Source organism: Mesorhizobium sp. WSM4844 (assembly GCF_055811775.1).
The window spans coordinates 1-17623 of the sequence record NZ_JBVVQB010000008.1 but is presented as its reverse complement, the minus strand read 5'-3'; the positions used below and the strand labels follow the sequence as shown (position 1 = coordinate 17623).

At 56.9% G+C, this 17623-nt stretch carries 10 protein-coding genes and 1 pseudogene; 6 read left to right on the top strand and 5 right to left on the bottom strand.

What is annotated here, in order from left to right; genetic code table 11:
* The first annotated feature begins 264 nt into the window (after positions 1-264).
* The 3 genes from AC0L2A_RS09255 to AC0L2A_RS09245 all read left to right on the top strand — a co-directional run bounded on the left by AC0L2A_RS09255 (position 265) and on the right by AC0L2A_RS09245 (position 6083).
* Positions 265-1068: a peptidoglycan-binding domain-containing protein gene (locus AC0L2A_RS09255; protein WP_473608474.1), complete on the top strand. Its 804-nt coding sequence runs from the start codon at positions 265-267 to the stop codon at positions 1066-1068.
* Positions 1069-1125: 57 nt separating this feature from the next.
* Positions 1126-2724: a peptidoglycan-binding domain-containing protein gene (locus tag AC0L2A_RS09250; RefSeq protein ID WP_473608473.1), complete on the top strand. Its 1599-nt coding sequence runs from the start codon at positions 1126-1128 to the stop codon at positions 2722-2724.
* 1064 nt (positions 2725-3788) lie between these two features.
* A complete protein-coding gene (locus AC0L2A_RS09245; protein WP_473608471.1) occupies positions 3789-6083 on the top strand; it encodes a patatin-like phospholipase family protein in 2295 nt (764 codons plus the stop codon).
* 627 nt (positions 6084-6710) lie between these two features.
* Here AC0L2A_RS09245 and AC0L2A_RS09240 read toward each other — a convergent pair.
* The 4 genes from AC0L2A_RS09240 to AC0L2A_RS09225 form a co-directional block, all read right to left on the bottom strand.
* Positions 6711-7097, bottom strand: coding sequence for a DUF3768 domain-containing protein (locus AC0L2A_RS09240; protein WP_473608470.1), 387 nt, complete (start codon positions 7095-7097; stop codon positions 6711-6713).
* A gap of 93 nt (positions 7098-7190) precedes the next feature.
* Positions 7191-7805 (bottom strand): hypothetical protein, encoded by a 615-nt coding sequence (locus AC0L2A_RS09235; protein WP_473608469.1) that lies wholly within the window; start codon positions 7803-7805, stop codon positions 7191-7193.
* A gap of 118 nt (positions 7806-7923) precedes the next feature.
* The gene (locus AC0L2A_RS09230) at positions 7924-8529 is read right to left on the bottom strand and encodes a hypothetical protein (RefSeq protein ID WP_473608467.1); all 606 of its coding nucleotides are present in this window, start codon (positions 8527-8529) and stop codon (positions 7924-7926) included.
* A 7-nt stretch (positions 8530-8536) separates the two neighbouring features.
* Positions 8537-9154 carry a tyrosine-type recombinase/integrase gene (locus AC0L2A_RS09225; protein WP_473608466.1) on the bottom strand — a complete coding sequence of 206 codons (618 nt, stop codon included), beginning with the start codon at positions 9152-9154 and terminating at the stop codon, positions 8537-8539.
* Positions 9155-10196: 1042 nt separating this feature from the next.
* On the opposite strand from AC0L2A_RS09225, the gene AC0L2A_RS09220 reads away from it, so the two are divergent.
* The gene (locus AC0L2A_RS09220; RefSeq protein ID WP_473608465.1) at positions 10197-10769 is read left to right on the top strand and encodes a hypothetical protein; all 573 of its coding nucleotides are present in this window, start codon (positions 10197-10199) and stop codon (positions 10767-10769) included.
* A gap of 263 nt (positions 10770-11032) precedes the next feature.
* On the opposite strand, the gene AC0L2A_RS09215 is transcribed toward AC0L2A_RS09220, so the two are convergent.
* A complete protein-coding gene (locus tag AC0L2A_RS09215) occupies positions 11033-11656 on the bottom strand; it encodes a hypothetical protein (protein ID WP_473608463.1) in 624 nt (207 codons plus the stop codon).
* Between the two features lie 339 nt (positions 11657-11995).
* Here AC0L2A_RS09215 and AC0L2A_RS09210 point away from each other — a divergent pair, with 339 nt between their 5' ends.
* Positions 11996-12721 (top strand): glycoside hydrolase family protein, encoded by a 726-nt coding sequence (locus tag AC0L2A_RS09210; protein ID WP_473608462.1) that lies wholly within the window; start codon positions 11996-11998, stop codon positions 12719-12721.
* 221 nt (positions 12722-12942) lie between these two features.
* Positions 12943-17623, top strand: a pseudogene (locus tag AC0L2A_RS09205) (hypothetical protein); the annotation flags it as partial.

Here is a 17623-nt window from a genome sequence, read left to right as displayed (position 1 = left end):
TTTAATCTATCGTTCTTCCTTTAGTTATGTGCATGGGACTTGGTCTTGCCGCAGGCATGGAGTCTTGCGCGTTGATCAACCACTTTTATCGCTTGATTTTTGTGCTACAGGTTTTCAATGGTCTCAGAATAGTCGCGGACCTCCGCCGCGATATTCGTCGATTTGCGGTTTTCTTCCGAAGATCAAATTGTGGTTCAACACAGAGATGAGCCAGGCCACAACATTCGGCGTCTGCAATCCGTCACTGGAATAGGGGACTCTCGCATGGCCCGTGATACAAACCATACCAGGGACCTCACCCGCGACCTCTGTGAGGTACCAGAGGAATATCCTTCCGGATTCCTTGAAAAGTCTCCGCCTTTCGCAGCAACAGCCACGCCGTTTCCGATCGACGTCGATCTCACTCTACCGGCGGCCGGCCTATATGGCTACAAACTGCCAAAATATCGTTTTGGGATCGCGCAGGCGGTCGCGGCGGCTGAGGAAGTCGGGCGCATCTGGGCGCTGCGGCGCGCTTCGCCGCGCCTTGGCATCGGCGACATCAGTAAGAACGGCGGCGGGACGATCCCCGACCACGGCTCGCATAAGCTTGGCCGCGACATCGACATGGACATGTTGCGCAATGATGGGATGGAAACCGACTCCGGGCGCATCACCTACAAAAGCCCAAACTACTCGCTCGAGCTCACGCAGGAGCTGGTCGATTTGTGGCATGCGAACGGCGCGCTAGCGCTCAAGGTGATTTTCTTCAACGATCCCGACATCGTCGGCGCCAATTGGGAAGACAATCACGACAACCATTTGCATATGCGGCTGTTTTTTCCGGGCGAAGCCTCTGACTATCCACTCCTTCAGGTCGGTAGCAAAGGCGCCGCGGTACGGGAACTGCAGCGGCGTCTTGGGTTCTGGCGATTGATAGAAAGCGTCGACATCGAAGAGTTGGTGATCGACGGCGATTTCGGCAACAGAACGGACGCTGCCGTACGCCGTTTTCAGACGCTTGCCGGGTTTATGCCCGACGGAAAGGCCGGAGATCAGACCTGGAAGGAGCTGCCGGTCGCCATCTAACTTGGCAAATGGGGGTACTCAATGGATCGATACGGTTCGGTTGCCTGGAAACGAGGCATGCAGGATTCGACTTATGTCGCACAGCTACAGAGAGATTTAAAGCAACTCGGGTTTGCTGTCGTCGGCACGGCCGACGGCGATTTCGGCGTGAGGACTTTCTGGGCGCTGCGGGAATTCCAGTCATATTCCAAGTACGCGACTGTAGCGCAATTGAATGGAACGTCGGGCCCACTGTTCGACCGGCTAGTCCCGGTTACGACTGGGGCCAATCAGTACCAAGGACATGTCGACGGCATCGCGAATACGGAAACGCGAACCCTTCTCGAGCATTGGCTCGGCTCAGATTGGCGCTGCCCAGTGATGATCAATGTATGGAAGCTCAATTCCAGTGGCGTGAAGAAATCGCTCGAAGCTCAGAACCTCTGGCTATACAATGATCACGACGTTTCCAGTTCCAAGGTAGCTTTTTTCGCCCATGACATGAGCGGGCATTTTCCTCACACGGGCGTCTTAGCCGACGGAACGACCCTCTTAGGACGCTATATTAAATACCCTGGCTTTGGCGGACCTCTGTCGACGCCGCCACTATTCACGCAGCCGTCGGCGGAGATCGCGCCCGAGAACCTGATCGGGAGAAGCTATCCTCAGCTGAGCCCCGCCGAGCAGTCCACCTTCCGTGTCGTCCGGGCCGTTTCCGAGGTCGAGTGCCTCGGATTCTTTGACTGTATCAATGCGTATGACAGCGCTATCGGGTCGATCGGACCATGTCATTGGACGCTCGGTTTAGTAAAACGGTCAAATGGTGTCGGACAGGTCTATGACGGCGAGCTTTGCGGCACACTCGCCTATGCCGCGTGGCAGTCGCAAGCCGCGTTTGATTTCTACTTCTCATTTTTCGGCGTGAACGTACGCGACGACTGGATTGATCAAAATGGCATTCCGAACGGCAAGCGCCTGTTCAGCAAGTCGCTCCGAAAATACGCATCCTGGCTCGCCTTCCCCGATGAGAACGGGGACTACAAGCCCGTTCCTTCCGCCGAACAAGACGGCAACTATTTTAAGTCCTGGCATTGGATCTACCGCTTTACCGCGGCAATGCGCGAATCGCAGGCGTTACGCAGCGCCATTTGGGACGTCGCTCGGATCCGCCTGCGTGATGTCGGGAGCATCCCGGTCAACATCAGCGGTGTCAGTAGACGGGTCGACGAAGTCTTTACCTCCGAAAAGGCCCGCGCTCTGCTCCACCGCTGGCATATATATCGACCGGCCGAGATAGCATCGTCCGGACCTGGTCGGGCACTGCAGAGGATGGTGCAACTAGCAACACAATCACGCGTAAGCGGCGGCTGGGCGGGAAATCCAACGGGTTGGACCGATGCGCACGAGAAGGCGCTCATCGCCGCAATCGATCAAACGGTCCAAGAGCTTGGCAATACAGACCTCAAGAATACGATCGCTTATGTAGAGTCCTGGCCATCGTGGAAGAATGGTACCAACCCGCGAAACTACCAGCTCTCCGACGGCCTCGCAAAATTAAGTGCAAAGCGGAACTCCTTCATGTTTCATAATGCGGCGCTGCCGCCCAAGCCCTACCGTAAAGAACGAGGAGCGCGCTCGCGAGCGGCTTCGCTAAAGTCGAGCTACACTACGCCGTGAACACAATCGGACTTGGCTCCAGCGGGGTTGTTTAGTGACAGCCACCCAGTCGTATCGGCCTTTTCGCGAGATATGACCGCCCGCCCGCTGTGCCGCTGCGAGCGCCTGGAATATGAACGGGCGAGCGCGCTGCCTTCTGCCACGCCGACCGAAAACCCTCGAAAAATTCCGATCTGTTCGCCGTCCCAGGTTGGTGGATTTTTTCTTCCAAGGTAACCGGATGTGTCTCCCACCTCGCCTTTTTGATCAGACGGTTTCATCCCGTTCCAGATGTCGCTTGCAACCTGTCCACCTCACCCCAGTGTTGAGAATGACATATGACACCCTCAGGCCAAAATCCTCTGCGTCGGCCGGAGGGGATTTGTCTCGTTCGATGACCATTTTCCGGCAGGTGAGATATTCGTCTAGGGTCACCGAAAGAGTTCCGTCCTCGTACCCACACTCGGTCCGGTCGTGAGCACTGTCTCAGTGTAAAAGTGGCATTTCACGCACCTGACCTATCGGCGTAAAAATTGCTACACTGGTCGTTCTTCGTACACTCTGTGCGTTCCCGACAACGGCTTAGTGTGAAATTAGTCTTTCACACTCAAGCCCCCCTCGCCTTCGGTGGTTCGACGTGATGCAAATGACTATGGTTGTCCGCTATGCGCCAAGTTGTCGGCGGCGAATCGGATGATCAAACTGGGCCGGAGGCAGACTGATGTCTTCTGGCGTCCGAATGCGATTAGCGAACCTTGAACCCGGTGGACCTGAGACCTGCACACACCCGGCTAACGACATCGGAACCGTCAGTCAAAGAGCGGTGTTCCTACAGAGAGCCGTCAACAGCTTCGGACTTGTACAGAAAATGCGCAGCCACGCATTCGCTGTTGCGCAGGATGTGAGGCTGGCGAGATACATCGATATCTGCATCGTCAGGTTGCTGCTCAGCGACCGGGACCGCGCGGTCGACATTCGAAACACGACCTCTTTTTTCCACGACCGGCTGTGTAGATCATCCAGCACGGGCTTTCGGCGGGTCACTAGGAGTTGCTAGAATAGTAGAATATCAAAGGACTGGAATCATGGCTGGAATGCCCAACCTTACTCACGCATTCGCCCTTCTGCGTTTGTGGCGTTCGAAGGTGCGGAAAATCTTTCGCCCCGTCCTCGTTGCTCTCTTGAACATGTGGCCCGTCACTGTGACGGCAGTATTGCTTGTATCATGCTTCCTTTTGCCGGGGCTGGCCTCAGATCAAGCGGTCGAGGCGATGCTTGGGTACGTCTGGCACAGCGACAGCGTCCAGGTGCTATGGACCAAGTTCGGGATGACAGTTCTGTCGGCAGTCGCTCTGTCAAACATTATGCGCGGTCTATCCCACAGGCTGATTACGCGCCCGCGCGTTCCGCTGGTCTATCGCAGCTGGATTGGCGGGATCGTCGGAAGCCTTCCGCTGATCCTTCTAGCAGTAATCTTGACACGCCTCAGAAACGAGCTGGCTCCTGCAGGAGGCGCATTTGTTGCGATCGCGGTCCTGTTGGTCAGCATTTACACCTTAGCAGTGCTACGGGCCGCGCTTTCTTCGCAGAAATCGGCCTATGCATCAGGGGCGCCAATTAGATATCAGAAGTTCAAGGCGCTGCTGGCTTGCCTGTTGCCCGTTCTATTGCTGAGCGCGTTCGCCTTCTCATCCAGGGATCGCACCTTCGGGCTACCTGTCAGTTTGATTACAATCTCGCAGGCATTGGGGCCGGTGAACTTACTGCTCTTGGCCTGCTGCTTTTGGGCGATCACTACCTCTTGGCTAGTACTTTTCGCCAGGCGAACAAAAGTCCCTATCATTGGATTTCTTGTCGCACTGGGCGCTTGTCTGATGGCGTTGAACGTCAACGACGGCCATGAAATTCGCCGCAGTGATCATTTCACGCCATCGATCGAACTGGATAGCGCGTTCGGTACGTGGCTTGCTTCCCGGCCCGACCGCCCCGACTTCGATGTTTATCCGGTGATCTTGGTAACTGCGGAAGGCGGGGGTATCCGAGCGGCCGTCTTCACCGCCACGGTCCTCTCTCGGCTGGTCGATCGGTGCCCCAAGCTCGCCGCGCACATCTTCGCAATCAGTGGGGTGTCCGGCGGCTCAATCGGTGCCGCCATCTATGCGGCCGCTATGAAAGCTAAGCCGCCCGAGACCTACGCGAAACGATGCGACCCAATCGACAGCAGTTCCTCGACGTATCAGGACTCGCTGATGGCGGTCTTGTCAGACGACCATCTTTCACCACTGCTCGCTCAGTATTTTTTTGCTGAGATTTTCCAGCAGTTCTGGCCGATTCCGGTCCGGAGCTTTGATCGGCAGCTGGCATTCGAGGGGAGCTTGGAGCGTTCGTTCGCGCGCGTCTTCGGGAGCGATGTTCTGTCCGATCCGCTTTACAGCATCGTCCCGACTGAGGCCGCGCCCAGCGTTCCATATCTCATCCTGAACGCCACAAGAGTTCGTGACGGTCGACGGATCACTATGAGCCCAATCTACATTAGGACGGACGAGTTTGGCGGGGGGAACGACTGGCATGCGGTCGATTATCTCAACGGCCCGCCCCTCAGCGCCGCAGCAGGCACAAGTGCGCGTTTTCCGCTCATTTCGCCGCCGGGTTCATTCACGTCACTTAGCGTGAATCAGGAGGGTCAGAGTTGGGTCCAGGACCCAAACTTCAACGGGAGAAAAGATCAGTACGTCGACGGCGGCTATTTTGACAACTCGGGGGCGCCGACACTTATGGAGGTCTACCGGGACCTGGATGCGAACTTCCGCAGTCCCGAACACATAAAAAATGGAGCGCCGAAGTTTTCCATTCTGGTGCTGCACATTGGAAACGAGCCGCTATGCGACCCAGTCAAGGCGAGCCCCGTCGAGACTCCCTGCCAGGAACCTGACAGTGCTAGCAGCTACTCAAACGTCCTTGCTGAGGCGGGCACCGCTCTGGAGGTAATCGCCCGAGTGCGCAGCGCACGTGTCGACTATGGTCTTAACGAGCTTGAGGACTTAGTCTTGGCAACGTCACAGGTGCGCACCAGTATCGACCCGAACGAAACGCCAGATGAGGACTCGCCTACGAAGGTAAAGGCCCTGTTCGATAAGTTGGTAGCCGACCAGCCAAGCATTCTTGACCAATATTACGGCATTCAGATGCGCGATCGTGGGGTAACAATCCCGCTAGCGTGGCTTCTCTCTCAGCGCGCGATCACCGATTTGAAAACCCAGTTGGATCCTCTCGATGCAGCTGTCTGTGCTGCCGACAGGTCCAAACGACGAAATGGGTATGCTGCGTGTCAGATTGATGAACTGATGAAGTCATTCGTACAGCAGCGCCGATCTCAATAATGCGACAGAGCTGCGGGAGGTTCGCTTCACGGCACGAGCGGACATTACCCATGCGGATTCTCGATACTGCAACGGTCACAAGCGGCATTGAGGCCATTAGCGTCACTTCGCGTATGGAGTAATCGTCCGTCGGCAATGCAATGCGTAAGAAGGGCCATTGACCATTGATTGATTGCACATGTCTCCCAACGCCCGCTTTCGCGTGCGCACCAGCGTTTAGGAACGTCGTAAATCAGGCGCAAAGCTGACGTTCCTTACGTGCGCGAAACTGTTGGCGACGGCTTAGAGGCCGACATTGGCGAAAGTCAGAATTTGACCCAACCAAACGTTTAACGATCCATGGGAACGTCGGAAGCTGTGAATTGGGATTTCACGCTAAGCTCCCTCACCTGTCGGCGGAATGCTACTGCACCAGTCGTTTAGTGTAGTGCGTCGAGCAATGTTTCGGTAAGCGGATGACACGCCCTTTGCGACAAATGTTGTCGCGCACCATGGAAAGATGGTGGAGATCATAAAGTCGCCAACGGCATGGGCGTCAGCTTGGAAGGTCGAGCTGACGCCCAAAATGGTTCTGCAATCGCCAAAGAGGCTGGTCATCCTGCGCATGATTGTGGCAGCGAGGGCGCGTCAGCACTCGTCTGCCCGCATGATCGTCATCACCCGCGACGTAACGTTTCGGTCGGACGGGTCGGGGGAATGGTACCGACGGCTTAGGTCGTAGTAGTGGAACTTCCAAATGATTTTGATCCCGCTGACCACCATGACCGCGCAATCGTGCTCGCCATAGGGATCGTTCTCGGGTGTGAACCCATCGAACGCGGTGATGGCCGAGATGATGTCCCTGACCGCGGAGGGACCGAGGGCCGATATCCCAGTGGTGATGACGATGGTCCCGCCGAGGCGGCGGATCCTCAGGTCGTCGTTGAGTAGTCTGGTCTTGAGGACGGTCTCGTCAAGCGCCCGGCTGATGTCAGTGGCTTCCCCGAAGACCGTATCTCGTTTCTGGTTTGTCATTGATCTTTCCCCTTTCTGGACACGGTTGGTCCTTTCTGGCCGGCGCCATTGCCGGTCAGTTCCTGCATTCGAGTTCTTGTTAGGTTGGAGTGGTTAGCCCGCGTCGGACGCGGGCAATTCAGCCGATGGCTCGCCAGCCGGGAACGCTCCCGGACGCCACCATCCTTGCTGACATGTCTTCCAAATCACGTAATCGACGGTCGAGACACTGTCTCCCGATTGTTTCGACAGTCGTCCGCATAAGTCTTGGACCGTCTCATCCGATTGGCTCGCAACCCTTTCCAACCAGACATCGGGTTTGGCCACGTCAACGCCGAGGTTTTTCGCCAAATGATATTTCGTAATGCCGCCGATATAGGGAAGAGTTTCGCAAAACGCGATAACTTCCTCATGACCTCGCTGCCAGGCCGCATTGAAACCCTCGAAGTATTCCAACCGGTTTGACATAACCTCGTTGATGGATTTCTTCTTTCCCGGATGACCGAATGTGTCTCCCACCTCCCCCGATTCGATCAGCACAGGTTTCATCCTGTTCCAGATATCATTTGCAACTGTCCATCTCATCCCACTGTTGAGGATGACGTACGAGACTCTCAGAGCGAAATCGGTAGCGTCCAGGGGAGGTATTTTTGTCGCGACCTTTTTCATCATGTCAGGATCGAGTTTCGTGACCATTCTCCGATAGGTGAGATACTCGTCCAACGTCACGGACGGAGTTCCGTACTGATGTGCGCGCTTCGCTGTTTCGCAGTGACAGTCTCAGTGCAAAAGTGACATTTCACACTGAGGGAGTGGTCATCCCCCTTTCTACTAGAATTCCCTTCCATCAGACCCCTCCCCTTCGAACGAAAATGATCTCTTCCGGATCGATCTGATAAGGAACCCTTGGATTGCGCAGTGAACACCGTGCTCGCTGCAACACCTTCATGGAGTCGGAGTCGAACAGTCGAATGGTCCTCTTCGTCATTTGGTAGGCAACCGTCCAATGGTCGTGACAACCGGAAAGACCGATGATCGCAACTTGCTTTTCATCCAGCCCCTTCTCCAACATCGTCCACAAATCATCGAACCGACGGATTTTTGAGGGGAACGTCGTCGCGCTAATGGGCACGTCGACGAGATCCCGAAGGTGGTCGCAGGCAGCCTCGACAAGGGCGTGAACGATTTGGATTTCGATCCCCAATCCGACGGTTTCTTGGGCGGTCACCCAGTTTGTCGTAAGGGTCTCTGCGAGGAACTGGAAAAGGGCGATTGATCGCTGACGTCCCAATTCCGGGCAGAGAAAACGGACGGCGTTCATCACGCAATAGATCCCACAAAGGCTATCCAGATCCCCTTGGTTGAAAGGCGCCGCGATTTTCTTGGCGACCGGCTTCTTCAAAATCCGTGCGCGCGGAATGTGTCCACGAACATCTTCGGTCCTGTCAGACATCGACATCTCAGATCATTGAAACGATGCGGCGTTGGGCGTCGGTGTCGCCGTCGATGTAGGTTTGTGTCATCGAAAGAGTTCGATGGCCGGCGAGAAGCTGAACGTCGCGAAGACATCCTCCCGCGCGGTGCGCGGATCGCGCGGCCGTCGTTATAAATGTCCGGCGCCCGGAATGGGACGAACAACCCTCAAAACCCAATTCGCGATACAGAGAGACGAACCAATTGACGATGCTGTTGGGCTTCATTGCCCCACCGCGGCTTGAACGGGTTATGGGTCCGTCGTCAGGATCGCTTTGCCTCAACTGAGCCAGGGCGGCTTTGAGATCGGGATGAAGGGGAATTCGTCGTCCCGATTGACGCTTCGCGATGCGATCCTCCACCACCACCAGGTTTCCGATTCTCCCCTTGGGATCGAGAAGCATCGACCACTCCAGCCCGGCAATTTCACAGGCTCTCAATCCGGCTTTACAGGAGAGCAAGATGATCACTTTATCCCGGACCGGGCTCGAAGATTTCCGCGAATGCGCGAGCATTTTGCGCAACATTGAGTCGGTGATGACCTTGGCTTGACGACAGACATTGAGTGACCTTGGGGTGGTTGATAACCCCCAGTTTATAGGCATTTATTCCTATCTTCAAGCCCAAAAGCGGCCCCAGAATGCCGTCTGTTTGAGGCGTGTGAGCTCAGGATTTCGTCTCGAACTGATCGCCGGGTTTGACGTGTTCGACGTGGTTGACCCCGAGCGCCTGCGCCAGATCCACATGGGTCTCAACTGTGCGGTTTTCCGTGCTCAATTCACTGATGTGTTGGTCGGCTCAAGTTTGCTCGTCCGCGACCCCATCCCTGACCCGGGATGGGTCGACAAGTTCTTTCCCTCGTCGCTCGGGCAAGTCCCATGAACAACGTCACGCACGACACCAGACTTTTCGACAGACCTAGCCTCGAGGTATTCTCCACACAGGCTTCTGGCGACTTGTATCGGTCTGTGGACGTTGATCGAATATCTCTTGCATAGGTTCGGCCGCCCGCATTCCCTTCGTCAGGACCTGCAAGATTGTCGTCACCATATCGAGGAACGCAGGTCCGTGGGAACTCCCACTTGGCTCATCCTCGGGGCTCATTTGTTGATCGAGTCTTTCTGGGTGTTAGTGGTTTCAAATTTAGCAACGGCAAGTGCGGTAACCTGCGGACTGATGTTGGGACACCCGTGGTACATCAGCGTCCATCACAGTGTGGGTGTTCTTCAAGAATTGCCTCGCCATCGTCCTTCTTGAGTGTTCGCTGCTGGCCTAGCTGAACTTGCGATTCAGCAAAACGACCGCTTTGAGCAAAACAGCCGAGCTTCTTTCCACGCGCCGAGGACCGCTCAGAAGGTCGCCCAGGGTCAAACCTGGCCTTAGGAAGGCCGTGCCCTCGCGAATCTAAGCTTTAAGTGTGGTCGATGAACCTCAACTCCATGACGCATTTCGAAGCCGTCGCCCGCCTCGGCGGGGTCGCCAAAGGCGGCGCGAGAATTCAAGGTCTCGCCCTAGCGGAGGGACTCAGGATCGCGTTGCCTTTGACGGCCTCATAGAGCACCATCACGATTGAAATAGGGCTCGCTCGACTATCTTGCTTTAATGTCAACGAGGTCCACGAGGTCGCTCATGCAAGGAGGGGTAGGCATGTCTGAGAGTGAATCGGCGCGCCGTGACGTGCTCTGGAAGATGTATCAAGAGCACTCTACTCAAGGACGGCATCATGAAACCCAGCGTTCGACTGTAGCGACGGCGCTGATTGCCATCGCAGCGGCAAGCATGGGCTTTGTAACACTCGATAGATGTTTGACGAGGATAGACATGCCGCTGACAGTGTTCATAGTCGCTGTCGGCATGTTCGGAGCCGCGTTCTCGGCCAAGCACTATGAGCGCTTCTCGATGCACATGGAACGCGCGCGAGCATACCGCGACGAACTGGATAGCCTACTCGAAGGTGCCCCGATCAAGCGTCTAAAGCATCTCGCGGATAAGGAGCACGCTCGACATTTCCCTCGGCTTGAAACATTTCGACTGAAAGCGTTCTGGCTCGCAATGTATTTATTCCTCTGTACACTGGGCGTGGTTTTGACAGGTCTTGCTTTTGTGAACGCGATACCGCCGCCCGAGTGCGCAATGGCCGGAGATCTTTTCTCAGTCGCAAATTTAAGTGATCATCGGCGGAGCACTCGAGTCTGCCAGTCCGCGTCACCGTCACCGTGACCGTCGGCAGATTGATGTGCAGTTGCATGAAGCCGAGGCCAGTGATTGTTGGCGACAGGAACAGCACAATTGTCGGAACCGGGTTACCGATCAACCATGTTCATCGGGCAGTCCCCGCCGCTGAGGAATCGCGGCGAAAGCGACGCGATGGTCCAGGTTCGGGCTGCACGTCAGCGGCTTTACTTGAGATCCAAACTACGCCATTGGCATGGGCCAAACGTCGGAGTTGAGTTGCGCGCAGGGCGTTCCTTTGTAAGAAGTCGCTAGGTAACAGCGCCAGTATGCTGCACGAATTCCGTTCGAAGCCGGGCGAGTTGGAGCCATTGCTCAGCGACAGCATCCCGCATATTTTCTGCCGAAGCCCGGGTCTTACGCTGTCGTGATTGAAGCTGGTCGTAGCGTTCGTTCTCAAGAATATGGCGCAGGTCCGTCGCCTCCTTCCCAATCCAGATGGCTGCGTTATCAAGTGCTCGGACGAAATTCTCGTCAGCGCCATGAATCTTCCTGAACACGTCCTCCACAGCGTAATGTTCTGTAGGGTTCAAATACTTCTCAAACCAGCGCTTAAGAAACCGCTCGTATATGTTATCTATCGTCTTGCAATGGGCTCGAGACTCTTCGAACCGCGCTTGAAGCGATTTGACCGATAGGTGGGAAAGCTTTTCGTAAGACTGCGCGTAGTCGCGCCTGTCCATTCCTTCCCAAAACACCATCCCGAGAAGCAGGCTCAGCTCCGTATCGAGAGAGGAATACATTGCCCGTAGCTGATCGAACACTGCTACGAGGCGCTCAGCAGCTGGGTCAGGTTGGTTCAAGAGCTTGTCTCGGACGCGATCAAAAACATCCAACCCAAGCTGGACTCCACCGATCATTGTTTGCGGATCCATCGTATATCCTTCCTGTTGCAGCCGCCATTTTACACGCTCTTTGAACGAATCCTATTCGACCCGCATTGGGAGTCGACGCAGCAGCAAACAATCCGCGCTACTCGGCAGGCGCGGCTTCGCCCTCACTGGCTTCCTTCGGGAAAGCGCACGCTACTGATTTAGTAGGCGCGTCTTAGGCTGGTGAATCATTCAAATCTGAGACCCTCCAGAGGCGCCCATTCTCGGACACCGCGGACCAACCCTAGTTGGCGCGGAAGCCGGAAAACCTCGTGTTGTGGAGAACTTGCGCTCGATCGGTAAAGAACGAATACTGATGGGATAAATGAGGGAGGAAGGCTAGTGGATATTCGTGGCTCCGCGATCGGGAGGACTGCAGGATTCGAATCGTTCGTTGCCCACATGTATCGGGATACAGTCGGCAAGGTAACGATCGGGTACGGTCGAATGCTTCCGAACGCCAGCTCGTCCGCCTCACTTTCGTTGAGCAAGGCAGATGGAAGCGCGGGCTCCGAAAAGGAAAAAAAGGACGAGTGGACCCTCATCGAGTCGAAGGAAGCCGGCAAGAAAGCAAGCTATTATGAGCAGTTTACAATCCTTGTACTCTCCCTTGATGATGCGAAGGATTTGCTTAAGGAGAACCTCGAAGGCGCCGCCAAGGACCTCGGAAAGAGATTCTCCAAATTGGACGAATTTCCTCACGACGCTCAAGATGCGTTGCTGGACATGATGTTCAACATTGGACTGACTAAGTTCACAAAAACGAAGTGGCCAAACCTTTTTTCCGCAGTAGAAGGCGGAGACTGGCTAGAGGCAGCAAACCACTGCGACAGGCCAGACGTTCCTGCAGATCGCAATGATGAAATCAGAGCGTTGTTCAAGAGCGCGGCGGCACAAAAATTGACGGCAGCGCTTTCGCCTCACGATGAGTTCGCCTCCATGGCTGCATTGATATCTCGCCAGATCCGTTTGCTTGAAAGCTCGTCGGCATTCGCAGGTGAGATGAGCAGCATCGAAGTTGAGGTCGCGAATTCCGGTTTTTCGATGAGAGTAAAGATATCCCGGTGACCCGGCTCGACAGGCGGGGCACTGAAGCGTGACGTGGACTATCAACGTTTGATCCTTTTTTGGAGCACCGTTGATTTTGTTCGTGACAGCAACGACGCTTGCTCCTAAGGTAGATTTTTGGCCTTGCGTAATCCACCATCAAACTTGATGGTGGGAGGGGTATTTTTGTTGAGTATTTCATGAAGGTGCAATGAAACGGAACCTATAGAGGCGACCGTACTGTGCTCTATGTAGTTCAGCTTGCGAGTCATTCGCTCAGCTTCGAGGGAGTGCTCGACGCCGAATACTTCGTTGCCACCAAACTCATCGCCACTGTCGACAACCCCCCAGCCTCTGCCGCACTGACCCTGAGAGAGTCTCTCAGGATTCCGCGGCAACTCTTTGCCGGAGCGGGGCCTGACTATCACCTAAAGTCGAAACAAGACCTCGCGAAAGAGCTCGCGGACCTGGAAGCGGCAGTTAAGAACGCCGCCGATTCCGTCGCGCGAGAAGCCCAGGTCATCCTGCTGCAGGAGTTCCGCGAGCGCCGCACCGCGTTGCGCGGGATGCTGCAAAATATTGGGCTTGCCGTTGAAGCCCACGGGGGAGCCTCGTTCTTCGGCGTTCATACCGTCGGCAACGCGGCTCTCATCGCCACCGCAAACATCTATCCCGAGGCGCTTTTCGAAGAGGGTGCCCCCGCCGGCGATCTCGTTTTCGCCGCGACGGCGGCGGCCATGCTCAACATCAGCATCAATGGCGATCAACATGACATCGGCGTGGCTCTTTCCATCCGTATCACGCGCAACGATGTTATCGACGCCATTCCTGAGTTCACCATTCCGGCGGCGGCGTGGCCGGCTATGCCGAAGCTTGAACTTGGATTTCCGGCCGCACCGTTTCCGACCCTATCCTTCAACGGTCTGACATTCCCCGGGATCGACCGGCTGTTCAGCTTCGCCATTCCGAAACTGCAGGCACCGCCCATCACCATCGACTGGAACGGAGGCCCCCCAGATGTCTCATGCACGGTAGCGGGCGGATCGCTCACGATCTCAACACCGGCGGCAAAAGACGGCGACATTCTTTGGGAGGGAACAACCCGCCTGGCCAAGATCACCGGGTTCAGCTTCACGCTAACTGCCGCGAGCCTGACAGTCACCGGCAAAATTGCCTCGGACACTGCGGCCTCGCCGTTAACGCGCACGATCGACGTCAACAATGAGCGCGTGCCGGTTATCCTGCGGGGTTTCGCGGAACTGACTGCTGGAATTACGGGAACCTACAACCTAGCAACCCGCGCTGGGTCGCTGGGTCTTGCGTCCACACTGAAAATTTCGCGGTTGGAGATCGAGGCGCGCTCCGATCCCAAAATCTTCCTCGCCATCAAGCTCAGCTATGTCACGACATTCGATGCAATGACGGGTAAGGCGTCGGGCCGCCTGAGTGAGCTCGCAATTATCGAACCCTATCCGATGGAGCTTATCGCGGCCGGCTTGCACGAGGCGATCTCCGGCGTATTGCGGCTCGTGGCGCTCATCAAGGCGCTCGACGTGCCCTCCCCGGATCTCCCTGACATGCCGGACCCGTCGCCGCTCCTGAAGCGCCTCGCCGAATTTGCCGCGGCGATCGCCAGATGGGCAGCGGAGGCAGCGGGACAGGTCGCAAGTGCGCTTGCCGCACTTGCAGAAGCGGTCGCCGAGATCATCGCCCGCATCTTCGATCTGCTCAAGAAGGCGGGCAGCACCCTCATCTCGCATATCGCAATCGAAGTCCGCCTCGATGCCGAAACATTCGCGCTCCGCCAGATCTGGATCTCACCCCTGGGACAGGACGATGGCACCGAGGCGGGCATAGAGACTGTCACCGCGCTTGGCATCACCCTGAAGATACCCCGCCAATGGAAGCCCGCGCTCGTCGTCGATGTTAGTCAGACGCCCCTGATCGCTTTGATCGTGCAGCCGTCGGCGCAGGCGGCTACCCTTTCGACCGATCTCTGGTTCGACCGACCGGGCGCGCCAGTCGAGGCGGTGCGCGATAGCAAGAAAGACGGCCCTCCCTCGGATCCGCTAATCACCCTCACCGCTGATCTGACTCAGCCGGCTGCCATCGCACTCGTTGCAATACAGGACGGCAAGGCTACATTCTTCCGGAAGCTACTCGAAGATCCCCCCGTCGTTGATTTCCTGGATGAGATTGGCGTCGGAACGGCGAATTCAGCCCTCAACAAATACAAGCTCACCTTGCTCAAGGGGCCGCCGCGCTTCACCGACTTCAAGATCGGCGGAGCGGGCGACCATCTCAAGATTGGCGTGACGCTCGCGAACGATGTGAAAGAGCGCGTCCTTCCCTTCCTCTCGGCACCGAAGCCGGACGATGCCGAGCAAACTTCAGGTGGAGGGATTCTGGACAGCCTGAGCCAGTACATAAGGATCGCCGACCAGCCCTTTGCGCCGGTCGTCAGCACCAATTCGGTAACGTTGCCGATTCCGATCATCGTTAGCGTCAGCGGGTTTGAGTCCGCGACGACCCTTATTCTCACTCTCGATCTGAAGACGCTTCACACCTCATTGAAGGCGGACAACAAGGTCGACATCACCGTCCCCCAAGCGGAGCTTGACAAACCAAGGACCCTGCTCGGCCTCGACGCACGTTTCACCTATGCCAAAGCGACAGCGCTCCCTGACAACAAGTACAGGCTCTTTGTTCTCGATTTCTCCGGGGGTGACGTGCGCCTCTCGCTCGCCGAGGGCATAGATCTCGAACTCTGGTACCGGCGCATCGCCAGCGAAGGTCGCGGCCTGGTTTTCCAGATCGAGGACTTCGCCATCGGCCGTCATGGCATCGATCTCGAAGCCAGAGCCGATCGCAACGTGCCCGTAACTCTAGCGGGTGTCGAGGTGCCGTTCCGCTTCGACGAAGGCGGCGTCTCGATCAAAGCCGGGCGGCTCACCTCCTTCGCCATCAAGGGGTCTGGGCAATTGCCGCCGGCCCTCATCGGCGAAGCCAATGTCAAGATCGCCATTGCCATGGGGCTCAAGGACGGGCGCCTCACGGTACAATCGGCCGAAGCCATTCTGGATAAAGGCAACGATCCCATCGTCTGCGAGACGACGCGTTTCACCTTCACGCTACAGAAGATCGAGCTTTTGGCGCGCGATTTCGGCGCCGATGGCATCCATTTCTGGTTCGCCCTTACCGGTTCCGCCCGCTTCACACCGGGCGGCAGCGAGTTTGACGGGGGCCTCCTCCAGAATCTCGACGACCTCGAAATCGTATTCGACAAGGCGCCCCTGACAACCAACGCGGCGCTCCTCAAGAACTATCTCGAATTCCATATCGGCGTGCGCATGAAGCGCGCCGTGAATTTCTTCAATATCTTCAAATTCGAGCTGCGCGGTTTCGGCTTCCACCCCTCGGTCGAGCGCTTCGGCCGCATGCCGGCTCTGTCGATTTCGGGCCAGGTGGAGTTCGTCAAGGCGGGCGATACGGTGAGCCCGAAGATTGACTTCCACAAGCTATGGATCGCTCCGCCCAAAGACGGGAGCGCGCTGCCGCAAATCGCCTTCGACGGCCTCGGCGTCGAGATCAAGCTTGGCGCGGCGACGCTCGAGGCGACTGCCATCACCGTTGACGGGGCGCTTCCTTCGCTCGATCGCCAGGTCGCCTATCCCGAAGCGATCACCGCACAGGGTTTCATGGCGCGCGGCCGACTGCGCATCAAGGGCTGGGCACCGCTCGCCGCGGCGATGGGATTCCTCGAACTCGATCGGCGCGAGCAGGGGCGGCAGCACGCCTTTTTCGCCTTTGCGCAACAGGAGGAGCTCTCGGTCGAAATTCCAACGCCGATCGGCATGCTCTACCTCAGAGAGATCGGCTTCGGTTTCGGGAAAAGCTACACCTTTGCCGGCCTCGTCGCCGCCGACTATGTGCGCAGTCCCGATCAACTGGTGGCCGTGCTTGACGATGTTTCAAAGCGCCAGGGCGAGCTGGCGACATTCTCCGCATGGGCGCCAGAGCTTGAAGGCGACCGCTTCACTCTTGCGATGCGTGCGCTCTTCACAGTCGCAACCGCTTCGAACTCCGGCACCCTTTCCGATGCGGAGAGGAACCTATCCAACCCGATCATGTTCGATGTCGCGGCCGCGTTGCGCTCCGATCTCACGTTCCTGATGACGGCGCGCGGTTGGATCGCCACCAACTATCACGCCTTCGTGCATGGCGAAATGGAAGGCGAAGGCACGTCAGCCAAGGTCGTCGTCGCGCGCGATTTCATCCGCACCAATCCGCCGCTTCGCGGCTATCTCTACATCTCGGCGCCGCGCCAGCAATTCCTCGGAAGGCTGATTGCCGATGGCAAGGGCTATATCGGCAAGACGCCGGTTCTGCATCCGATCCTGCGCGAGGCAATGAGCGGGGTTAGTTGGTCGGCAACGCTCTTCATCCAGCCCGGGCTTTTCCACTTCGAGATGGGCTGGCCCTACGAGCTCAGGTTCGAATTTGCGAAGAAGATGGGACCCGCCGAGGTCGGAATAAGCCTCGAAGGCGGTCTTGTGTTCCGCATCGAGGACTCGGCGCTGCTCTACGGGATCGCCTTCCGTGGCACGGGCTATGCGCAATTGGGCGGCCAGGTCGGCGGCCGTTCCTTCGGCGCATCGGCGGTGGCGCGCGTCGACATGTATCTCGCTGCCAAGTTCATCGCCTATATCTCGCTTCGATATCCCAACGAAACGCTATTCTACGGCGCCATCGACTTTGCCGTCACGGTGTCGATCCGGGTGCGGATCTGGCTCGAGTTCCGGGTGTTCGATGCCCGCATCCATCTCGAAATCGGCCTGTCGTTCAACCGCACCCTGACGCTCGCCCTGGAGCTTGCCATTTCGCCAAAAGAGTTGGGTGCGCGCGGCGTGGCGACGGTGGCGG